Annotated in this window: 21 protein-coding genes and 1 tRNA gene; 13 read left to right on the top strand and 9 right to left on the bottom strand. The window is 62.4% G+C overall.

Annotated elements, in window-relative coordinates; all coding sequences use genetic code 11:
* Position 1: 1 nt before the first annotated feature.
* Positions 2–736, top strand: a complete 735-nt coding sequence (locus AC56QQ_RS00920) for a TetR/AcrR family transcriptional regulator (protein ID WP_497125196.1) — start codon at positions 2–4, stop codon at positions 734–736.
* A 9-nt stretch (positions 737–745) separates the two neighbouring features.
* Here AC56QQ_RS00920 and yihA read toward each other — a convergent pair whose 3' ends face one another.
* From yihA to rpmH, 6 genes are all read right to left on the bottom strand, one after another.
* Positions 746–1,327 carry a ribosome biogenesis GTP-binding protein YihA/YsxC gene (yihA, locus tag AC56QQ_RS00915; protein WP_489863577.1) on the bottom strand — a complete coding sequence of 194 codons (582 nt, stop codon included), beginning with the start codon at positions 1,325–1,327 and terminating at the stop codon, positions 746–748.
* Between the two features lie 74 nt (positions 1,328–1,401).
* On the bottom strand, positions 1,402–2,040 hold the full coding sequence (locus AC56QQ_RS00910) for a CatB-related O-acetyltransferase (RefSeq protein ID WP_497125195.1): 639 nt from the start codon (positions 2,038–2,040) through the stop codon (positions 1,402–1,404).
* 424 nt (positions 2,041–2,464) lie between these two features.
* Positions 2,465–3,025 carry a fasciclin domain-containing protein gene (locus AC56QQ_RS00905; RefSeq protein WP_497125194.1) on the bottom strand — a complete coding sequence of 187 codons (561 nt, stop codon included), beginning with the start codon at positions 3,023–3,025 and terminating at the stop codon, positions 2,465–2,467.
* A gap of 170 nt (positions 3,026–3,195) precedes the next feature.
* A complete protein-coding gene (yidC, locus tag AC56QQ_RS00900) occupies positions 3,196–5,007 on the bottom strand; it encodes a membrane protein insertase YidC (protein WP_497100428.1) in 1,812 nt (603 codons plus the stop codon).
* Positions 5,008–5,021: 14 nt separating this feature from the next.
* Positions 5,022–5,375, bottom strand: a complete 354-nt coding sequence (rnpA, locus tag AC56QQ_RS00895) for a ribonuclease P protein component (protein ID WP_091575737.1) — start codon at positions 5,373–5,375, stop codon at positions 5,022–5,024.
* Between the two features lie 16 nt (positions 5,376–5,391).
* Positions 5,392–5,526: a 50S ribosomal protein L34 gene (rpmH, locus tag AC56QQ_RS00890; RefSeq protein WP_008833937.1), complete on the bottom strand. Its 135-nt coding sequence runs from the start codon at positions 5,524–5,526 to the stop codon at positions 5,392–5,394.
* Positions 5,527–5,804: 278 nt separating this feature from the next.
* Between rpmH and AC56QQ_RS00885 the strand changes: the two genes are divergently transcribed.
* Together AC56QQ_RS00885 and AC56QQ_RS00880 are read left to right on the top strand one after the other, a co-directional pair.
* Complete coding sequence (locus tag AC56QQ_RS00885) at positions 5,805–7,292, top strand: ATP-binding protein (protein ID WP_497125193.1); 1,488 nt, start codon at positions 5,805–5,807, stop codon at positions 7,290–7,292.
* Between the two features lie 233 nt (positions 7,293–7,525).
* A tRNA-Arg gene (locus tag AC56QQ_RS00880) sits at positions 7,526–7,602 on the top strand.
* A gap of 168 nt (positions 7,603–7,770) precedes the next feature.
* Here AC56QQ_RS00880 and AC56QQ_RS00875 read toward each other — a convergent pair.
* On the bottom strand, positions 7,771–8,970 hold the full coding sequence (locus AC56QQ_RS00875; protein WP_489858974.1) for a M14 family metallopeptidase: 1,200 nt from the start codon (positions 8,968–8,970) through the stop codon (positions 7,771–7,773).
* A gap of 305 nt (positions 8,971–9,275) precedes the next feature.
* The gene (locus AC56QQ_RS00870) at positions 9,276–10,250 is read right to left on the bottom strand and encodes a LysR family transcriptional regulator (RefSeq protein ID WP_497125191.1); all 975 of its coding nucleotides are present in this window, start codon (positions 10,248–10,250) and stop codon (positions 9,276–9,278) included.
* Positions 10,251–10,354: 104 nt separating this feature from the next.
* On the opposite strand from AC56QQ_RS00870, the gene AC56QQ_RS00865 reads away from it, so the two are divergent.
* Positions 10,355–10,903, top strand: a complete 549-nt coding sequence (locus AC56QQ_RS00865; RefSeq protein WP_489858976.1) for a YybH family protein — start codon at positions 10,355–10,357, stop codon at positions 10,901–10,903.
* A 195-nt stretch (positions 10,904–11,098) separates the two neighbouring features.
* Here the strand turns inward: AC56QQ_RS00865 and AC56QQ_RS00860 are convergent, their stop codons facing one another.
* On the bottom strand, positions 11,099–11,890 hold the full coding sequence (locus tag AC56QQ_RS00860; protein ID WP_497125190.1) for a hypothetical protein: 792 nt from the start codon (positions 11,888–11,890) through the stop codon (positions 11,099–11,101).
* Between the two features lie 121 nt (positions 11,891–12,011).
* Between AC56QQ_RS00860 and AC56QQ_RS00855 the strand changes: the two genes are divergently transcribed.
* The 9 genes from AC56QQ_RS00855 to AC56QQ_RS00815 all read left to right on the top strand — a co-directional run bounded on the left by AC56QQ_RS00855 (position 12,012) and on the right by AC56QQ_RS00815 (position 20,769).
* A complete protein-coding gene (locus AC56QQ_RS00855; RefSeq protein WP_497125189.1) occupies positions 12,012–12,200 on the top strand; it encodes a hypothetical protein in 189 nt (62 codons plus the stop codon).
* A 174-nt stretch (positions 12,201–12,374) separates the two neighbouring features.
* Positions 12,375–13,046, top strand: a complete 672-nt coding sequence (locus AC56QQ_RS00850; RefSeq protein ID WP_497125188.1) for a GntR family transcriptional regulator — start codon at positions 12,375–12,377, stop codon at positions 13,044–13,046.
* A gap of 90 nt (positions 13,047–13,136) precedes the next feature.
* A complete protein-coding gene (locus AC56QQ_RS00845; RefSeq protein ID WP_497125187.1) occupies positions 13,137–13,988 on the top strand; it encodes a transporter substrate-binding domain-containing protein in 852 nt (283 codons plus the stop codon).
* A gap of 74 nt (positions 13,989–14,062) precedes the next feature.
* The gene (locus tag AC56QQ_RS00840; protein WP_091575745.1) at positions 14,063–14,776 is read left to right on the top strand and encodes an ABC transporter permease; all 714 of its coding nucleotides are present in this window, start codon (positions 14,063–14,065) and stop codon (positions 14,774–14,776) included.
* A complete protein-coding gene (locus tag AC56QQ_RS00835) occupies positions 14,773–15,465 on the top strand; it encodes an ABC transporter permease (protein ID WP_023777791.1) in 693 nt (230 codons plus the stop codon). Before AC56QQ_RS00840 ends, AC56QQ_RS00835 begins: the two co-directional genes overlap by 4 nt.
* A 130-nt stretch (positions 15,466–15,595) precedes the next feature.
* Positions 15,596–17,182, top strand: a complete 1,587-nt coding sequence (gene ggt, locus AC56QQ_RS00830; protein WP_497125185.1) for a gamma-glutamyltransferase — start codon at positions 15,596–15,598, stop codon at positions 17,180–17,182.
* An 87-nt stretch (positions 17,183–17,269) separates the two neighbouring features.
* Positions 17,270–18,796, top strand: coding sequence for an acyl--CoA ligase (locus AC56QQ_RS00825; RefSeq protein ID WP_497125184.1), 1,527 nt, complete (start codon positions 17,270–17,272; stop codon positions 18,794–18,796).
* Between the two features lie 2 nt (positions 18,797–18,798).
* On the top strand, positions 18,799–19,779 hold the full coding sequence (locus AC56QQ_RS00820) for a 2-dehydropantoate 2-reductase (RefSeq protein WP_497125183.1): 981 nt from the start codon (positions 18,799–18,801) through the stop codon (positions 19,777–19,779).
* Between the two features lie 351 nt (positions 19,780–20,130).
* Positions 20,131–20,769 carry a LuxR C-terminal-related transcriptional regulator gene (locus AC56QQ_RS00815; RefSeq protein ID WP_497100429.1) on the top strand — a complete coding sequence of 213 codons (639 nt, stop codon included), beginning with the start codon at positions 20,131–20,133 and terminating at the stop codon, positions 20,767–20,769.
* The last annotated feature ends 41 nt before the right edge of the window (positions 20,770–20,810 follow it).

Genomic DNA, 20,810 nt, shown 5'->3' with positions numbered 1-20,810 from the left:
GATGGCCGAGACAACGCCCGACGCCGAAACCGACAACTGCAGCGGTCTTCTGGACACCATCCGCCGTGGCCGCCCGGCGGCCGGGCAGGACCCGGTCAAGCGCAACCAGATCATCGAAGGCGCCCGCCGTGTCTTCATCGAAAAGGGCTTCGAGGCCGCTTCGATGAACGACATCACCCGCGAAGCCGGCGTCTCCAAAGGCACCATCTATGTCTACTTCGCCAACAAGGAAGAGCTGTTCGAGGCGCTGATCGAGGAAGAGCGCGGCACCATATTCAAGAACATGTACGACATGCTCGACCGCGCCGACGATCTGCGCCAGACGCTGGTGAAGTTCGGCAAGGTGCTGTCCATGAAGATCACCTCGGCCAAGGTCATCCAGGCGCAACGCACGGTGATCGGCGCATCCGACAGGATACCCGACATGGGCGCCCGTTTTTACGAACGCGGCCCCAAACGCGGTCATGACAAGGTCGCGGCGTTTCTCAACGCCGCCATCGAACGCGGCCTGCTCAAGATCGACGATGTCGATCTTGCCGCCTATCAATTCACCGAACTGTGCCTGGCCGGCCTGTTCCGCCAGTGCATCTTCGCCTACCGCACCAAGGCGCCGAGCCAGGATGAAATCGACCACATCGTCAGATCGGGCGTCGGCATGTTCCTGAAGGCTTACGGCACCGAAAGGCTTGCCGAGGAAGAAAGCCACCAGATGATTGCCCTGGAGGCAAAAGCCTGACTTGGGGGCTTAGCCGCCATTGGCCGCGAGCACGATCGCGGCCTGCAATTCCTCGAGGCCCTCGGCCTTTTCCGACGACGTCGCCAGAACGAACGGAAACGCCGCCGGCCGCTTCTTGATCTTGGCCAGCGTCTCCTCGATCAGCCGCGGCACGCCGGCGGCCTTGATCTTGTCGGTCTTGGTCAGCACGATCTGGTAGGACACCGCCGCCTTGTCGAGCAGCGACAGCACCTCGTCGTCCTTGGCCTTGATGCCGTGGCGGGCGTCGATCAGCACATAGACGCGCTTCAGCGTGACGCGGCCCTTGAGATAGTCGAAGACCAGCTTGGTCCACTCGTCGACCTTCTCCTTCGGCGCGGTGGCGTAGCCATAGCCCGGCATGTCGACCAGCGCCAAGGGCGGCAGGTCGGTACCCTCGCCCGAAAAACCATCCGGCACGAAATAGTTGAGCTCCTGCGTCCGTCCCGGTGTGTTGGATGTGCGTGCCAGCCCCTTCTGGTTGACCAGCGCGTTGATCAGCGACGATTTGCCGACATTCGAGCGGCCGGCAAAGGCGATTTCCGGCGGTCCTTCCGGTGGCAGGAACTTCATTGCCGGCACGCCGCGGATGAAGATCCACCCGCGCGTAAACAGGTCGATTCCGATCGTGCTGCTGTTCAGGGCGTTCAAGCTGCTGCCTCCAGAAGAGAGATATCGGCGCCTCTGATAGCATCGAGGTTACGGCTGATCTTGTCCACCGGCCAGTCCCACCATGCCACCGCGAGCAACCGCCGGATCGTCCTGTCGTCGAAACGCATCTTCACTACCTTGGCGGCGTTGCCGGCGACGATCGCATAGGGCGGCACGTCGTGCGTCACCACCGATTTCGCCGCGATGATGGCGCCATCGCCGACCTCGACGCCGGGCAGGATCACCGCCTCCATGCCGACCCAGACATCGTTGCCGACGATTGTGTCGCCGCGCACTTCCTTCGACCAGGTGACGGAGTCAAAACCCTTTTCCCAGCCATGGCCGAAGATATTGAACGGGTAGGTCGAAAAACCGGACATGGCATGGTTGGCGCCGTTCATGATGAAGCGCGCGCCTTCGGCGATGGCGCAGAACCTGCCGATGATCAGCTTGTCGCCGATGAAGGGGTAGTGATGCAGCACGCATTTTTCAGCGAACTTGTCCGGTCCGTCCGGGTCATCATAATAGGTGAAGTCACCGATCTCGATGTTCGGCGCGCTTACCAGCCCCTTGAGGAATCCGACCCGGGTGTGCATCGGGATCGGGTGCTTGATGTCGGGGTTGGGTCCGGTCATGGGGTCTGGCTCCGTCGAATGATGTGGCCGGCGGTACGGCGAAAATTGAAATTCGCATCGGCTGCAACGCAACGCGCGAATTTCGGGCTCAAGCCGCACAGGTCAAAATAGCGCGATCCGCTCGGCGGCACCAACGGCCTGCGGAACGCATCAACCTACCTGTTCATCGATGGAGCACTCCCGAACGAGAGCGAGCTTATAGGCATGCGTGGAGCTGGCGTCTACCCAGGCGGCGGGATCCCCGACAGCGATGACAGCGGACAATGCGCGGGACGACAAAGGAACCGGGGCCCTGTGAGGGACTACAGGACCCCGGCCTTTGCCGATGCGGCTTCCCGAGAAACATGGCGCCTCGTCATGAGGCGGGGAGGGCAAGCCGAGAAAGCCCCAACGGACTTGCCTTGATCCCCTTTGCCGGAAGCCGCTACTTCGGCAACAGCACCTTGTTGACGACATGGATGACGCCGTTCGACTGATTGACGTCGGCGATCGTCACCTTGGCCTCGCCACCGGACTCATCCACGACGTAGAGCTTGCCGTTCTTGACCTCGGCGGTCAGCGTGTCGCCGGAAACGGTCTTCATCTCATACTTGCCGCCCATCGCCTTGGCCTTGGTCATCATGTCCTTGCCGGAGATCTTGCCAGCCACGACATGCGCGGTCAGCACCTTGGTGAGCTGATCCTTGTTCTCGGGCTTCAGCAGCGTATCGACGGTGCCCTTGGGCAGTGCCGCGAACGCCTCGTTGGTGGGCGCGAAGACGGTGAACGGACCGGCGCCCTGCAACGTGTCGACCAGGCCGGCGGCCTTGACGGCGGCGACCAGGGTCGTGTGGTCCTTCGAGTTCACGGCGTTCTCGACGATGTTCTTGGTGGCATACATCGGCGCGCCGCCAACCACCGGGTTCTTGGCATAGGCCGGGGCGGCGATCGCCGCACCGGCGACGAGTGCGGAAAGCGCGATGATCCTGAATGATGGCAAACGCATGTGTTCTTCCTCCGTGTGAGGGCTGATCGGAATTGACAGCCTTTTGGAAATGCACACGCAGTCACGCCCCGCGACCGCTCGCAGTTTCGCCGATCACGGGAACGTGAACCGATGCTTGCCCAAATGCAAAAGCCCCGACGAGCCGGGGCTTTTCACAAGAGAGGCGGCGGCTATTCGGCTGGCGACGGTTTCTTTCGGAACAGTGCGACCAGATTGTCCCACAGCTCGATCTTGGCGCCCTGGCGCTTCATGATCACGCCTTGCTGGAGGATCGACAGCGTGTTGTTCCAGGCCCAGTAGATGACGAGGCCGGCCGGGAAACCCGCCATCATGAAGGTGAAGATGACCGGCATCCAGGTGAAGATCGCGGCCTGCGTCGGGTCCGGCGGCGTCGGGTTCATGCGCATCTGCAGGAACATGGTGACGCCCATGATCAGCGGCCAGACGCCGATCATCAGCATGTGCGGCAAGGTGACCGGAACGAGGCCGAACAGATTGAAGATCGACGTCGGATCGGGTGCCGCCAGATCCTGGATCCAGCCGAAGAAGGGCGCGTGCCGCATCTCGATGGTGATGTAGAGCACCTTGTAGAGCGAGAAGAAGACCGGGATCTGCAACGCCACCGGCCAGCAGCCGGCCAGCGGGTTGATCTTCTCGGTCTTGTACAGCTCCATCATCGCCTGCTGCTGCTTCATCTTGTCGTCCGCGTATTTCTCGCGGATCTCGAGCATCTTGGGCTGCACCTTCTTCATGTTCGCCATCGACGCGTAGGACTTGTTGGCGAGCGGGAAGAAGATGGCCTTGACGATGACGGTGGTGGCCAGGATCGCCAGGCCGAAATTGCCGAAGAATTTGTAGAGCGTGTCGATCAGCCAGAACATCGGCTTGGTGATGAAGTGGAACCAGCCCCAGTCGATCAAGAGGTCGAACCGCTTGATGTGGCGGTCTTCCGCATACGCGTTGATCTTGGCGACTTCCTTGGCGCCGGCGAAAATTTCGCTTTCCACAGTCGCCGATTGGCCTGCATCGACGGTGATCGGGTCGGTCAGGAAGTCGGACTGATAGCGATGGCGGCCGTCCTCGAAAAAGGCGAAGCGCGGCTGGAACGGCTGCTTTTCGGAAGGCACCAGGGTCACCGCCCAGTATTTGTCGGTGATGCCGAGCCAGCCGTCGGTCGACTTGCCTGGGGTGGCCTGCTTGTCCTTTTCGATGGACGCGTATTTGTGTTCCTGCAGGCCTTCCGCACCGGTGAAGCCAATCAGGCCTTCATGCAGCACGTAGGTGCTGGCGACGGCCGGCTTGTCGAAACGGGTAACGCGGCCGTAGTTGGACAACGAGACGGCAGCCGCGCCCGAATTCTGCACCGTATCGGAAACCGTGAACATGTAGTTGGCATCGACGGAAAAGGTGCGCTTGAAGGTCAGGCCCTTGTCGTTCGAATAGGTCAGCGTGACCGGTGTTGTCGGCGTCAGCGTCGCGTTGCCATCGACGGACCACACGGTCTCCGGACCCGGCACCGCGCCGGTCTTGTCGTTGCCGACAAAGCCGATCTCGGCATAATAGCCATTGGGCAGCACCGCCGGGTTGAGCAGGCTGATCTCGGGCGAGTTCTTGTCGACCGTCTCGGTGTAGTGCTTGAGCCTGAGGTCGTCGAGACGCGCGCCGGTCAGGTTGATCGAACCTTCGAGGCTCGGTGTGTCGATCTTGACGCGCTTGCTGGTCGCCAAGGCCTGTTCACGGCCGGCCGGCGTCACGGCGTCGGTGCCCGGAGCGTTGGGAATGGCGCCTGGCGCCACCGGTGTCGCGGTGTCGCCAGGATTGGTCCCCCCGGCGGCCTTCTTCTGCTCTTCGACGCGCTGCTGCTCGATGCGGGCCGCCTCGCGCTGTGCTTCGCTGCGTGGCAACACGTAAAAATATTGCCACACCGCCAGAATCAGCACCGACAGCGCGATGGTGATGAAGAAGTTCCGGTTGTTTTCCATCGAAAGCCCTTGGCCTATCGTGTTCCGCGCAGTCGGCGGGAGAGTTCGGCCTTCAACTGGCCGAACGGAATGGTAAGCACGTCTTCGCGCCCGACGATGACATAGTCATTGCCAGGCGCCATGTCACTTGCCGCATGCGTACGGACGGCCTCTCGCAGCCGCCGCCGGACACGGTTGCGGACAACCGCATTGCCGACCTTCTTGGTGACGGTATAGCCGACGCGCGGCGACAGGCCGTCGCCGCGGTCGAGAACTTCAACGAGAAACAGCCGCCCGCGTCGCTTTTCACCACGACGGACAGCCAGGAATTCCGCGCGCTTCAGAAGCCGCTTGGGATTGGGTCCCACTGGCTTGCCGGTTGCGGGCAACGATCTCGTCTTCCGTTCAGGCGCTGAGCCGCTTGCGGCCACGATTGCGGCGAGCTGCGACGACGCCGCGACCACCCTTGGTGGCCATGCGGGCACGGAAGCCGTGCCGACGTTTGCGGACGAGTTTGGACGGTTGGTAGGTACGCTTCATTTGTTTTAATACCGCGGGGTGCGGCCCTTCTTGATTCTGTCACGCTGTAACAGGAGCTTTGCCGGGCCGGTTTTGGCGCGATCGAAACCGCGCCGGGACGAATGGCCCGAGCGTGAGCGGGCTTATAGAAAGAAGGGGTTTGGGAGTCAATCCGGCGTCGGCGGGCCGAATACGGCCATGCCTCGGCGCCGTTTATGTTTCCGCCGAAGGATGAAATTGGCAAAAAAGCCGTAATCGCCTAATCTTGGCTGATCAAGTGATCGTGAAGACAGAGCCGGATGAACGAAATCACACAAGCGGAGGAAAGGATCAGCGCGGCGGCCAGCGACCTGCGCACGGTGCCGCTGTCGCGCGGCCTGTCGACAAAGCTGCTGCTCTTGACCATCGTCTTCGTGCTTCTGGCCGAGGTGCTCATCTTCCTGCCCTGGATCGCCAGCTACCGGCTGAGCTGGCTCAAGGAGCGGCTGAGCACGGCCGCGGCGGTGTCGATCGTGCTGGTGCAAGGTGAGCCCACCTCGCTGTCGCGCGCGGCCCAGAACGACGTGCTGATGGCGATCGGCGCCAAGGCGATCGCGGTGCGCGACGGCGGCGTCTCGCGCCTTCTGGTTGTGGCCGAGATGCCTCCGCAGGTCGACGAGCACATCGATATCGCCAACATCGGCATGATCAAGGGCATGACCGGCGCGCTCGACACGCTGTTTTTTGGCGGCAACCGGATGCTGCGCGTCTTCGGGCCGGTCGGTGACAGCGACAAGGAGTTCGAGCTGATCATGCCGGACTACTCCCTGCGCAACGCCATGCTCATCTACTCACGCAACGTCGCCTTCGTGTCGCTGCTGATCTCGCTGTTCACCGCAATGCTGGTCTATGCCGCCATCGACCTGATCATGATCGGGCCGATCCGGACGATGACACGGTCGATGCTGTCCTTCTCCGAAGCTCCCGACGATCCCGGACGCATCATCCACCCCGCCGCCCGCGCCGACGAGATCGGCGTTGCCGAGCGCGAACTGTCGCAGATGCAGGAACGGCTGCAGAAGATGCTGGCCGAGCAGAAGCACCTTGCCGACCTTGGCCTCGCGGTCTCGAAGATCAACCATGACATGCGCAACATCCTGGCGTCGGCGCAGCTGATGTCGGACCGCCTGCGCCAGGTCAAGGACCCGACCGTGCAGGCCTTCGCGCCGAAACTGCTGCGCGCGCTCGATCGCGCCGTGTCCTATTCCGAAGGCGTGCTGGCATATGGTCGCACCCAGGAGCCGCCGCCGGCGCGCCGCAGGCTGCGGCTGCATCAACTGGTGGAGGACGTCCATGGCCTGCTCGACACGGAAGGCGGCATCGAGTTCGTCAACGCCGTCGATCTGGCCTTCGAGGTGGACGCCGATTCCGACCAGTTGTTCAGGGTGCTGACCAACCTTTGCCGCAACGCCGTGCAGGCGATGGCGGCGGATACGGAGAGCGCCATCGTGCGCCGCCTGGCCGTGTCGGCCGTACGCCTGGGCAGTGTCAGCCGCATCGCCGTCACCGACACCGGCCCCGGCCTGCCGCCAAAGGCGCGCGAGAACCTGTTCGCGGCCTTTCGCGGCTCGGCGCGCAGCGGCGGCACCGGCCTTGGCCTGGCGATCGCGCACGAGCTGATCAGGGCGCATGGCGGCACGGTGGAACTGGTCGAGAGCATTGGCGGCCGCACGACATTCGCGGTCACCATTCCCGACCAGCCGGTGCGGCTCGATCAGGCCCGCAATGGCCTGCGCCGGCCGGCATGACGGTTCGGGCGCTGTCTTCGCCCCGATTGCCTGCCCCCAGGACCGCTGCCCTGCCTGACTTCGAGCTGTTTCGAAGCGCCGGAACCCGGACTGTCATCACGCGCTGACATGCCTGCGACAAAACTTTTGCCGGATCGGCTTGCTTTTCGGAAATTCAGTCGCTAGGGAACAGCTCACATTCGCGGTCGGTCCTCAGGATCGGATCGTGGGTCATGGAAAGCATGGCCTGTTGCGCGCCCGTAGCTCAGCTGGATAGAGCACCAGACTACGAATCTGGGGGTCAGGAGTTCGAATCTCTTCGGGCGCGCCATCTCACCACCATTCCACCAGAAATGGGCACGGACCTGCGCTTTCGACCCGACGAGAACGCTCACGCCTCTCGGCCATGAGGTGGCTGATGGACGCCAGGCCCTTCGGCGTGCCCGTCCGTCGCAAACGCTGGACTGCTTAGACAAGCAAAGACCGCTCATACGGTGAATTACTCGGGATAAACCTCACGGCCTTCCGGCGGCGCCTTATGGAAAAGGATGAATACCAAGGGGTTGCCAGGCTCGGACATTGCGTCGCTGCGCTTGCCCGTCATCTCTCCAGCCACGCCGCTTGTATACTCCGCAACCACTTCGCCGAAGCTGTCGCGCTGGATTGCCACCTTCTGTCCGGCTTCGACCTTGTCGTTGAGCTTGACCAGATACTCGACCAGCCCACCCGCGCTTGCCAGGATCGGGAACGCGCTGGTGCCGGTAAAGACATCCAAGTCCTTGCCTGTGCGTCCCATTGGGCCGGCCAGGATGCCGTGATGCTTGAGAACGTTCATCGTGCCTTCCACGAACTGGGAGATCATCTCGAGGTCCAGAACGCGCGCAGCGCCGATCTCCGCACAGAAGGATGGGACGCCGGCGTCGATAAACGCGTTATGGAGGACACCGGGATATGTATGATTATCGAAGATCTGGCCGACAGGGTAAAGTTCCACCATCGCCTTGATCTCGGGCACGTCCATGCTGGCAATATTGAATGCGGTGACATCGAAACCGGTTGTCCCGGTATGGAAGTCGATCGCGAAGTCGGCGTTCGGCCGGAGCAGCCGATTGAACAGGAGCCCGGCGTGTCGGCTGGCCGCGGTGACGCCGTTCTCGTTCCCGGGCCATTCCCTGTTCATGTCGGTCAGATCATTGCCCCTGCCCGAATTGGGCCATCTGCGCTGCATGCCTTCCAAGGCCGGGCGGGCCACGTCCGTGACCGCGATCACCGTACCCGACATCTGCGCCGGATCGAGCTGGTTCATCACGGTCTGGACGGTATGGATGGAACTCATCTCGTCGCCATGCACGCCACTGACCAGGACGGCGCGCTTGCCCGGCTTCGCCCCCTTGGCGACCGTCACGGATACATACCAGTGCTGTCCGGTGGGCATCTCCACGCCCTGAAAATACAAGAGATGCTTCTGCCCGGGCTCGAGGTCGTTAACGTCGAGCGCGCTGACGACCTTCTTCCCCTGGATCACATCGCCCGTATAGACCGTTCCCTGTCCAGATGCCGCGGCGGCGGACGCAGCCGCTTTGTCCTGGGCATTCGCAGCACCAGCGCTGACGGCGAGGGCAGCCGACGCGCCAACCGTGGCGATGGAGGCGATTATGAAATCGCGGCGATCGAGGCCTTCTTTAAGAGTGTCCGACATGATTGTGGTCCTTTGTGATTTGAAAAGCTGCGTTGGAACAACGGCATGCCCATAGGTCACAAAAATCCCGCCCGGCTTACGCCACAACCATGTTCCTAACCTCGCGAAGTTGCAAGATTTCCGCGGAGCTATGTCGGGGCTTGCGTAGCGTCGCTCGGCAAGGTCCAGAGATGACGCAAGCAGACCTCCCGCTTGGAAATCGACAGCGACAACAATTACATAGGAGTTCTCAGTTTCACCCTCTCCGGCGCGCCAAATCTTCTGCGGCGCCGCAAGTGCATTTTTGTGGCCAAAAGCTCGTTCCTTTACGATCGCTGGTTTTGCGCGGGGGAGTGCTTCGGCCTTTTGCCTGCAACAGGCTTTGCCCATGCAAGTGCATTGAAGAGCCAGGCCAGGCCCGAATCCATCATGGCGACCCTGGGCGCGATCGCGCGAACCCGAAAACGATCCAGCGGGAGCGGCGCCTCCGTGCTCACAACTCCAAAGCGCCGGCCGTGCATGGCGACGAATTTTCTCGGCAATGCGGAAATCAGATTGGTTTCGGCAATCACCGCGAGCGCCAACATGAAATTGGGAACCGTCAGTGCGATCCGCCGCGAATAGCCCTGCTTGGCCAGAAACTTATCGACGAAGCCATGGGCATCCCCGGTGAGCGAGACCACCAGATGCTGCATGGTGCAGAATCGTTCCAGCGTGGGCTCGGCTCCAAACGGATGCCCTTTGCGCATCGCGATGACGAAATCCTCGTCATAGAGGATCCGCTCGGCAAAACGCGCCGGAACATCGTCGGTCGGGATAATGGCGATATCCATTGCGCGCGCCTCCAGGTCGACCATGGCAGACCCCCAGATGCGGGCGGGCGTAGGCAGGATCTGACGGACGCTGATATCAATGCCGGGCCCTGCCCGCTGCATCGCCGCGAGAAACTGGGGAAGGATCACGGCGGAGATGCCGTCTGGCGCCCCAATCGTGAACCGACGCGTGGACGTGGCCGGATTGAACGGTTCCGCGGTCGAGACGACGCTCCTGATCCGGGTGAGAATGTCGGCGACCGGTTCTGCGAGTTCCATGCCGCGCGCGGTCGGAACGACGCCCTTCGGTGTCCTCAGGAAAAGCGGATCGTTGAGCAACTGCCTCAGCCTGCCGAGGCCGTGGCTGACGGCGGACGCAGAAAGGTTCAGCCGCGCCGCTGCCCGGCCGACGTGGCGCTCCTCCAGCACGGCCTCGAAGAGGACCAGCAGATTGAGGTCGGCACGCGACAGATCAATTTGATTCAGCATATTGCTGAAATCATATCACTGTATTCATGATGATTGAAGTTGGATCTTCCCACCTGGCGAAGCGGCACCAGCGGCTTCGCATCCATAGGTTAGGAGTATTCCGCATGCATAACTCAAGGCATTCAGTCCTTGCTGCCACGGCAGACCTCTCATCGCTGGAGATCGCCGAAGCGACGAATGGTTCGGCCCTCGCCGATACGGGTTCCGTCATCGACAGGCAGATCGCTGATCTCGTCGGGCAATCCGTCGAGGCGAACTCAGCGCTGATGCTTGGCGATATCGACAGCTACCGCGCGTTGACCCCTCGTACGGACGACTTCACGCTGATGTCTCCATTCGGCGGAACGCCCACGCGCGAGTCGGACATGACGCGCGAACGATGGCAGGCGATGGGGCGGTTCTTCAGGAACGGCACCTTCGCGCAGGAGGTTGTGCAGGCCTACGGGACGGCGGACATGATCGTCCTCGTAACCATCGAACGGGTCCACGTCGAGGTCGGCGGCCTGCCGGCCCAGAACTGGGCGCTGCGCGTCACCCTGGTCTATCGCCGCCAAGGCTCCGAGTGGCGGCTGGCACATCGGCATGCCGACCCCCTTGCCAAAGGCGTCAGCCTGGAACAGGCGGCGGCGCTCGGTCGGGGCGATGTATCGTAGCGCTGTCGCGTATCTCGATCCGCCCTTTCATGCGCGCTCGGCAGCTATTTGAGGGCGCTCCAGCGGAGACATGGTTCCCGGTTTCATCCACGCTGGGGCGCCGTTCAACTCCTGAAGGCATGCGGCAAGTCAGAGGCGGGTTCCGTCGCCGACGAGATTGGCGGGGGGCAAAACAATGCGCCCCCGCGGGCCAATCTAGAAGTGCCATATGTCCCGCTGCTTCCACAGATCGATCGGGGCGCGCCAAAGCCGGTATCTGGCCGCCTGCTCGATTTGCTGGCTTACGCCGAGGTGGCCATTGCCCGCGAAGAAAGCCTCCAGCCGCCTGCGGGCAAAAAGCTTCCTTCCCCTGGTGTTGTAATTGCGGATGGGTAGCCGGTGGCGGCTGATTGTCCGCCCATGTCGGGAAAGCGCCACGCCGATGCAGAATTGTTCCGTGGTGTGCGCCTTCACGACACCAATCATCTGTTCGAGGGCATGATAAGCGTCGGTCAAAGCGGGAAGATTGGAATTGTGGACACCCAGGACGCCGCTGTTCCACATCGGTTCGTTTCCCGTGAGCTTATAGTCGCCCAGCAAAAACCCCTTGTCCGCGATCGCGCGATAGGGTGCCTTTGGCGTTCCTTCGGATTTTCTCATGATGGAATGCGACGGAGAAATCCGGCTGAAACAGCTCGAAATGTCACCGACCGGGTACATGTCCGTATCCATGAAGAAGAGGCGGTCGCAGCGCTGCAACAGCTGAATGATGCCGGCGGCCTTGATCCCGAAAATGTATCGGTCGCCAAATGACATCTCGGTTTTCTTCTTGGCGGTAAGTTCAATCGCTTCGATTGGGTATCCATCAAAAATCGAAGGCCTGTCGGTCAAGACCTTGATATTTGCGCTCGGGCGGTAGTGCAGCAGCCGAAGTGCGCTGAAGAGCGCTCCGCGCGCGTACAATTCGTCCTTGCCGAACGCAACGTAACCGAAACTGTCCAAGCCCATCGGCGGTCTATAGGGGCGCCTGGAATCGGCGTCAACTTTCCCCCCATCATCATCCGAAAAGCCATAGGCCGCAATGTCGCGGTCGATCTCGCGCGGTTGTCGCCTGACACGTGAAAGACCATTGTCGCCGGCACAATCGAGGCATGAGCCAGCCAGGGATGGCCGCTCGTTTGCCGAAGTGGAGAAGGCCGTCTTCCCGGTTGCCGAAGTGGAGAAGGCCGGCTTCCCGGTATCGGAAGGCGCCAGCCTTGTCGATGGCGCCCTGCCGGTTGCCGACGGCGGCAACAGCCTTCGGCTGCGCAAGGGCTGAAGGCCTGCCAGGCATCGGGCGGCACCATCCCAAAGACTCGCCCGGCCCGAAATAGATCGTGCCGGTGGTGCACTGCACCGGTATCGGCTTCTGAACGTCGTCGCCGGGGTATTGACGATGAAATAAAATGCGGATTTGATAATACGTGGATACAAAAATACTTTCAGGTGCCCCATGCCAGCAGCCTTTCCGGCAGAGCCACAGATGTCCGCCACTGCTGAGGAAGAGGCGTACAGGCACGTTCATAGAGCCCTTCGCCTCGGCCGCTACAAACCGGGCGACAGGCTTATTCCGGAGGAGATTGCCGCCGAGATCGGCATGAGTCGCATGCCGGTGCGGGAAGCCTTTCGGCGCCTGGCCTCCGACGGGCTGGTGGTTCTGCGGCCCAATCGTGGATGCGTGGTCGCAGGCCTGACGGTCGATGAGCTTTACGAGATTTTCGAAATTCGCTCGGTTCTGGAGGGACTGGCCGTAAGGCTGGCGATGCCCCGGATCGACGAGGAGGAGTTCGAGGAACTCGATCGCCTGCTCCAGCGCATGGAACGCGCGGGCCAGAGCGGCAGCAGCGACTGGGTGGTCCGCCACCAGGAATTCCATGGCCGTATCTGTGCGCTAAGCCGTAGGCCCAAGCTTATCCACCAGATATCGGCGCTGCATGTGGTGATAGAGCCCTACATGCGCATCTGGTTCGACGACTGTGACAAGCCGCATTCTGCGCGCGAGGAGCATGCCGCCGTGATCGCGGCCTTGCGTTCAGGCGACGAACTTCACGCGGAAAAGGTGATGCAGGATCACATTCTCAGCACAGCACCGATGCTGGCCGAGTTCGTGAGTCCGAGCCGGTGACGAACGCCGGCCGGACAAGAATGGCCTCGAACCGGCAATGCGGCCGGACGTAGGAACAAATCTATCAGCCTATCAAAAAAGGGGAACCACATGAAAGTTTGCCGTTTGGCCGCAGTTGCGGCCGCACTCAGCATGCTCGGCTTCATGCACACCGCATTGGCCGAGGACGCGCCCAAGGCCATAACCATCGCCACGGAGGGCGCCTACGCTCCGTGGAACTTCACCAACGCAGACGGCAAGCTCGACGGACTGGAGATCGAACTCGCCAACAATCTTTGCGAGCGGATGAAGGTCAAATGCACCATCATCGCTCAGGACTGGGACGGACTTATTCCTTCGCTGAAGGTCGGCAAGTTCGATGTGATCATGGCCAGCATGTTCATCACGCCGAAACGCCTCGAGACCATCGACTTCACCCAGCCTTATGCGATCGACCCGGGCGGGTTCGCAGCCGCCAAGGATAGCGATCTGGGGAAGCTCGGCCCTTCGACCGAGAAATTCAAACTGGACGATGAGGCTGCTTCCAAGGCCGCGGTCGACAAGTTGAAGCCCCTGCTGAAGGGCAAGGTGGTCGGTGTCCAGGCGGCCACGGCCATGCTCGAATTCCTCAAGAAATACTTCGGCGACACGGTGGAGATTCGTGAGTACAAGACGACCGAGCAGCACGATCTCGATCTGGCCGCGGGCCGCATCGATGCAATATTCGCTCAGAAGACAGCGCTCGCCGCGACGCTCGCAAAACCCGAATTCTCGGGCTTCACGGTTGCAGGTCCGGGCTTTGTCGGCGGCTTGTTCGGCGCCGGAACGGGTGCGGGACTCAGGAAGGAAGACACCAAGCTCAAGGAAATGCTGAACGACGCGATCAGCGCCGCCATTGCCGACGGGACCATTAAACGCATCTCGGAAAAATGGGTGAAAACGGACGTGACGCCGGTCAAGTAGCCACGTGTGTATTCTGTCTGGCCGATTGGTATCAACCGATCGGCCGGGTGCCGCGCTGAACGATCAGGTTTCACATGACGGACACACTCCATATCCTTTCCGTGGGCAAGGGCGGCTGGGGCGGAGCCCTGCTGCTGGCAGCTGGAGTGACATTTGCGCTGTCAGTCCTCGGCTTCCTGCTCGGCGCTCTCTTCGGTGCGGTTGCAGCAGGAGGCCGGCTCTCCACGAGAGCTTTACCGTCATGGGTCGCCAAGGGCTATGGCACGGTGTTCAGGGGTGTGCCCGATCTGTTGACGATCTACCTGCTTTATTACGGCGGCAGCATAGCATTGACTGAGATCGGTAAATTCTTCGGCAGCGCAGGCTTCGTCGGGCTGCCGACATTTGCGACTGGCGTCCTGGCGATCGGCATCATTTCGGGCGCCTATCAAGCCGAGGTCTATCGCGGAGCGTATCTCGCCGTCGATCTCGGCCAGTTTGAGGCTAGCAAGGCGCTCGGCCTGTCCCGGTTCCAATCGCTGCGTCTCGTCATCGTGCCTCAACTGATGCGGCACGCCCTGCCGGGCCTCGGAAATGTCTGGCAGCTTGTGCTCAAGGATTCGGCCTTGATCTCCGTGATCGGCTTGGTGGAATTGATGCGGCAATCTCAGATCGGCGCGGGATCGATGCGGGAGCCCTTCGTCTTCTATATAGCAGCCGCGACGCTGTATTTCCTCATCGCTGCCGTGACCGGATCGGTCTTCCGCTACGGCGAGGCACGGGCGTGGCGTGGCATGGTCCACGCATGATCGACTTCGCCTTCTTTGTAGAGATCATTCCCACCCTTCTCTCCGGCTTGCCGTTAACCTTGCAACTTGCGGGGTTGTCGATCGGAATAGGCTTTGCCTTGGCCCTGTTGCTCGCACTGGCGCAGCAGGGAAACCATCGGATGCTGGTCTGGCCCATACGCTCCTTCGTTGCCGTCTTTCGCGGCACGCCATTGCTCGTCCAGATATTCCTCATCTATTACGGCCTCGGCCAGTTCCGCCCCACACTTCAGGCAGTTGGGCTCTGGTGGCTGTTTCGCGAGCCCTATTGGTGCGCCATCATCGCGCTCAGTCTCAATACCGCGGCCTATGGCAGCGAAATCCTGCGGGGTGCGATACAGGGTGTGCCGCGCGGCCTTGTCGAGGCGGCCTCTGCCTTCGGCATGACACGGCTCCAGACCCTGCGCCTCGTCGTTCTGCCTTTGGCGCTGCGCCAAGCCATACCGAGCTACAGCAACGAGATCATCCTTATGGTAAAGGGTACGTCGCTTGCATCGATCGTCACCCTGATGGAAGTGACGGGCATCGCCCAGGGGCTTATTTCGCAGACCTATCGCGCCGTAGAGGTTTTCGTGGCCGCGGGCGCGATCTATCTCACCATCAATTTCACGATCATCTCGGCACTGAACGCGCTGGAAACCTGGCTAACGCCTTATCGGGTCCGAGCCTGATACGCGTCTGGCGTAACGAGGAGAATTGGCAAAATGCGCAGTGTCGAGAAGCCGAAGCGATCCATTGCCGTGTCGTGTTACGCCATGGCGGCAACGTCGCATCCATCAGACCAAGGGATACAAAGACAGAATGCGTGATTTCCAGTTTCCCGGCCGCTCGCCGGTTCGTGCCACGGAAGCGGTTGCCGCGACATCGCACCCGCTTGCAACCCTTGCCGCGATCGAGATGCTGCGCGCCGGCGGCAATGCCATGGACGCCGCCGTCTGCGCCGCCGCCGTGCAGGCCGTTGTCGAACCACAGTCGACCGGCATCGGCGGCGACTGCTTCGTGCTCTATTGTCCGAAGGGGCAAGGCAACGTGCTGGCCTTCAACGGTTCGGGCCGCGCCCCTGCCAAGGCGACGGTCGACTGGTATCTGGAAAAAGGCTTCGACTGTATCCCTCTGCAGGGACCGCACGCGGTCACCGTGCCGGGCGCCGTCGACGCCTGGTGCCGCCTGCTGGAGGACCATGGCCGCAAGGGCCTTGCCGATGCGCTGGCGCCGGCCATCCATTACGCCGAGAACGGCTATGTCGTGCATGACCGCGTCGCCTTCGACTGGGCCGAGCCGGAGACAGACCTTTCGGCCGACGAGCACGCCGCGCGCATCTTCCTGCCGGGCGGCAAGGCACCCAAGGCCGGCGATGTCCACCGCCAGCCGGAACTCGCCGCCACCTTGCGGATAATCGCCAAACAGGGGCGCGCCGGTTTTTACGAAGGCGCCGTCGCCGACGATATCGTCAGCCGGCTCAACGAACTGGGCGGACTTCATTCGCGCGAGGATTTCGCGGTGACCAGGGGCGACTATGTGGCACCGGTCAGCGTCTCCTATGGCGGCCATGAGATTCATCAGATGCCTCCGAACAACCAGGGACTGACGGCACTATTGATGCTGAATGTGCTGTCGGGGCTCGAGCTTGGCGGGCTCGACCCCAATGGCGCCGAACGCCTGCATCTGGAGATCGAGGCCGGGCGTCTGGCCTATCGCGACCGCGACCGCTTCGTTGCGGACCAGGACCATGTCCCGGTGCCGGTGAAGCAGCTCCTGTCCAGCGCCTATGCCGACCGGCTGCGCGCCGAGATCGACCGTGAACGCGCCATGACGCATCTGCCGCGCGTGGACCTGCCGGGCAGCGACACGGTCTATATCTCCATCGTCGATCGCGACCGCAATGCGGTCTCCTTCATCAACTCGACCTATTATTCGTTCGGCAGCGGCGTGGTCAGCCCGAAGACCGGCGTCGTGCTGCAGAATCGCGGCTCGAGCTTCCGCCTCGACCCGGCGCACCCGAACGCAATCGCGCCCGGCAAGCGGCCGATGCACACGATCATGCCTGGCATGGCGACCAAGAACGGCCGCGCGGTGATGCCGTTCGGCGTCATGGGCGGCGGCTACCAGCCGTTTGGGCACGTCCATCTGCTGACCAACATGCTCGACTTCGGCATGGACCCGCAACAGGCGCTGGACGCGCCGAGAGTGTTCTACAATGATGATATCGTGGAGGCCGAACGCAGCGTTCCCGCCGAGGCGATCGAGGGCCTGCGCCAGCGCGGCCATCGCGTAGCCGAACCGAATCACCCGCTCGGCGGCGGACAGGCGGTGCTGATCGACTGGGAGAAGGGGACGCTGACCGGCGCCTCCGATCCGCGCAAGGACGGGATGGCGCTTGGCTACTGAGGCGATCCGTTGTCCAATGGCGTATCCATATCGAGGCAAGCCCGCCCACGGCGCTCCCGCCAATAGTTCGAAATCCAGTCGGTGATCATGACCAACATTGCGAATCCCAAAGAGCTTTCCCGCCGCCTCGTTGCAGGGGCGGACGACGCGCCGGCGATTTCGGCCCCCGACAGGGCGCCGCTCACTCATGGCGGGTTGCGCAGCCTGATCGCCGCCACGGCGGAACAGCTGCACGCGCTCGGCATCGGTCGAGGCGACAGGGTGGCGATCGTGCTGCCGAATGGGCCGGAGATGGCCACGGCCTTTGTCGCGGTGGCGGCCACTGCTTCGACGGCGCCGCTCAATCCCGCCTACCGCGCGGATGAGCTCGATTTCTACCTGACCGACATCGGCGCCAAGGCGATCCTCGTCGCCGAAGGCGAAACCGGACCGGCGGTGATGGTGGCCGAGCGCCTCGGCATCGGCGTGCTCAGGCTTGTCGCGCAGCCTAATGCACCTGCCGGCAGTTTCAGGATCGAGGGTGCGGCGATCGGTGCGCCGGCAGCGCCTGGCATGGCACAGGACAGCGACATCGCGCTGCTGCTGCACACATCGGGCACCACGTCGCGGCCCAAGCTGGTGCCGCTCAGCCATGCCAACATCGCCGCCTCCGCCACCCATATCGGCGCGACACTCGGCCTGACGGCCGAGGACCGCTGCCTCAACATCATGCCGCTGTTCCACATCCATGGCCTGATCGCGGCCGTGCTGTCCTCGCTGGCGTCAGGCGGCGGCATCTTCTGCACGCCTGGCTTCAACGCGCTGCGCTTCTTCCAGTGGTTGGGCGAGGCACAACCAAGCTGGTACACAGCGGTGCCGACCATGCACCAGGCCATCCTGTCCCGGGCAGCCCGCAATCCAGAAGTGCTGGCGGCAGCGCGCCTGCGCTTCATCCGCTCGTCCTCGGCGTCGCTGCCGGCGCAAGTGATGGCCGAGCTCGAGGCGACTTTCGGCTGTCCGGTCATCGAATCCTACGGGATGACCGAGGCGGCGCACCAGATGGCCTCGAACCGGCTGCCGCCGGGCCTGCGCAAGCCGGGCAGCGTTGGCGCGGCCGCCGGACCGGAGGTGGCGGTCATGGCGCCTGACGGTCGGTTGCAGGAAGCCGGCGAGACCGGCGAGATCGTCATTCGCGGACCCAATGTGACGGCGGGCTACGAGAAGAACCCTGACGCCAACGCCACGGCCTTCGCGCATGGCTGGTTCCACACCGGCGACCAGGGCGTGCTGGACGAGGATGGCTATCTGCGCGTCACCGGCCGGCTCAAGGAGATCATCAACCGTGGCGGCGAAAAGATCTCGCCGCTCGAGGTCGACGACGTGCTGATGGACCATCCGGCGGTGGCGCAGGTCGTCACCTTCGCCATGCCGCATGACAAGCTTGGCGAGGAGGTGGCGGCGGCAGTCGTGCTGCGCGAGGGCATGACCGCCACCGAGGGCGACATCCGCAGCCATGCCGCGACGCGGCTCGCCGACTTCAAGGTGCCGCGCAAGATCCTGATCCTGGACGAGATCCCCAAGGGCGCGACAGGCAAGCTGCAGCGCATCGGGCTTGCCGCCAAACTCGGACTTTGACGATGAAGATCACCATTTTTGGCGCCGGTGCGATCGGCGGCTATCTCGCGGCCAAGCTGGCGATCGCCGGCCGCACCGATCTTTCGATCGTCGCGCGTGGCGCCCATCTCGAAGCGATCAAGACAAGCGGACTTCGCCTGATCGAGGACGGCCAGGAATCGGTCGCCGCCGTCAGGGCCGCCGCGAAGCCCGAGGAGCTCGGCACCCAGGACTATGTCGTGCTGGCGCTGAAGGCCCATTCCCTCACCCCAGCGCTGGCCCAGATCGTACCGCTGCTTGGGTCCAATACCGCTGTCGTCACCATGCAGAACGGCGTGCCATGGTGGTATTTCCACGGCGTTGGCGGGCCGCTCGAAGGCACGAGGTTGAATGCGGTCGATCCCGGCGGCGCGATCTGGCAGCGGATCGGGCCGCGGCGCGTCATCGGTTCGGTCGTCTATCCCGCGGTCGAGGTCGATGCGCCCGGCCTCATCCGCCATGTCGAGGGCAAGCGCTTCTCGCTCGGCGAACCCTCGGGGGAGCGCAGCGAACGGGTCACGCTTCTGGCCGAGGAAATGGTCAAGGCTGGACTGCAGGTGCCGGTGCGCGACGATATCCGCAGCGAAATCTGGGTGAAGCTGTGGGGCAATCTCTCCTTCAACCCGATCTCGGCGCTGACCGGCAGCACGCTGGCGGCGATCGTCGCCGACGAGGGCACCCGCACGCTGGCCCGCACCATGATGCTGGAAGCGCAGGCGATCGGCGAGAGCCTCGGCGTGCGCTTTCCGATCGCGGTCGACCGGCGCATCAAGGGCGCCGGCGATGTCGGCGAGCACAAGACCTCGATGCTGCAGGACCTGGAGCGTGGACGACCGATGGAGATCGACGCGCTGGTGACGGCCGTCCAGGAACTCGGCCGGCTGACGGACAAGCCTACCCCGACCATCGATGCGGTGCTGGCGCTGGTGCGCCGCCTCGCCATCGAACGCGGCTGCTATTCCTGAGCCGGTTCACCATGCTTTGGGCGTTTTCAAGCGCAGAGCAATTGCCTTTGTCGGGCCAGCATATCGGGGCCGGTTGTTTCTCGGATCGCCGAAATCGTGGCCGAAATCGGCTTCGCTCCGCCGTGTGCCTTGTTTCACATACGCCGGCCTCGAATCCACGCTTACTAAGGAGGAGCTAAAACAGCGGCCTCGTTCTCAATGGGTGCGAGGGGCAGGAAGGGGTGGAGTTATGACAATTCAACCATACGAGACGGCCCAACGAAGCCTGTGCACTTTCGATATCGATCCCGATAACCCCCCGCATCCACGGCGACGGATATCGAGATCGCGATTATCGATGATCGACCTCTGATGTGCGACTGCCTGGCAAGAGGTCTCGCGGAAATCGAACCCGCATTTCGTTTCCAGCATTTCTCGAGCATCGAAGCCTTCGACGCGGCGGACTTGGAGGAGACCCAAAGGATCTCGACGGTCTTGATGTGCGTTATGTGGTCAAACTCCGAGGCAGACCACCATCTTGCCCGGATAGCCCACCTCAAGGCGACCAGACCTTCGGTGAATGCCATCATGTTGGCCGATATCGAGAACCTTGACGATGTTCTCAAGGCGATCGAAAATGGTGCGCGCGGCTACGTTCCGACGAGCGTCAGCTTGCAGGTTGCGGCCAAGGCCATTCATCTCGTGGCGGCAGGGGGGATTTTCATCCCGCCGAGTGTGCTTTTCCAGTCGGCGCAAAACGCCAAGGACAGCCAGCAGACGATCAAACAGCAGGCGCAAGACGACAACGTTTTTACGTCACGCCAGATTTCGGTCATAGAGGCGCTGCGTCGCGGGAAAGCGAACAAGATCATCGCCTATGAACTCAATATGTGTGAGAGCACGGTCAAGGTGCATGTTCGCAATATCATGAAGAAACTTCGCGCCCGGAATCGCACCGAAGTGGCTTACATCCTGAATACGGCGCCGTATGAAGGGCTCATCAGGAATTGATCGGCGGCAGCCGCGTGGTGCGCCATGATGCGTGACGCGAT

The organism is Mesorhizobium sp. RCAM 05099, from assembly GCF_059683685.1.
Note: the sequence above shows the minus strand (reverse complement) of the source record. Positions and strands in the feature narration are given on the sequence as shown.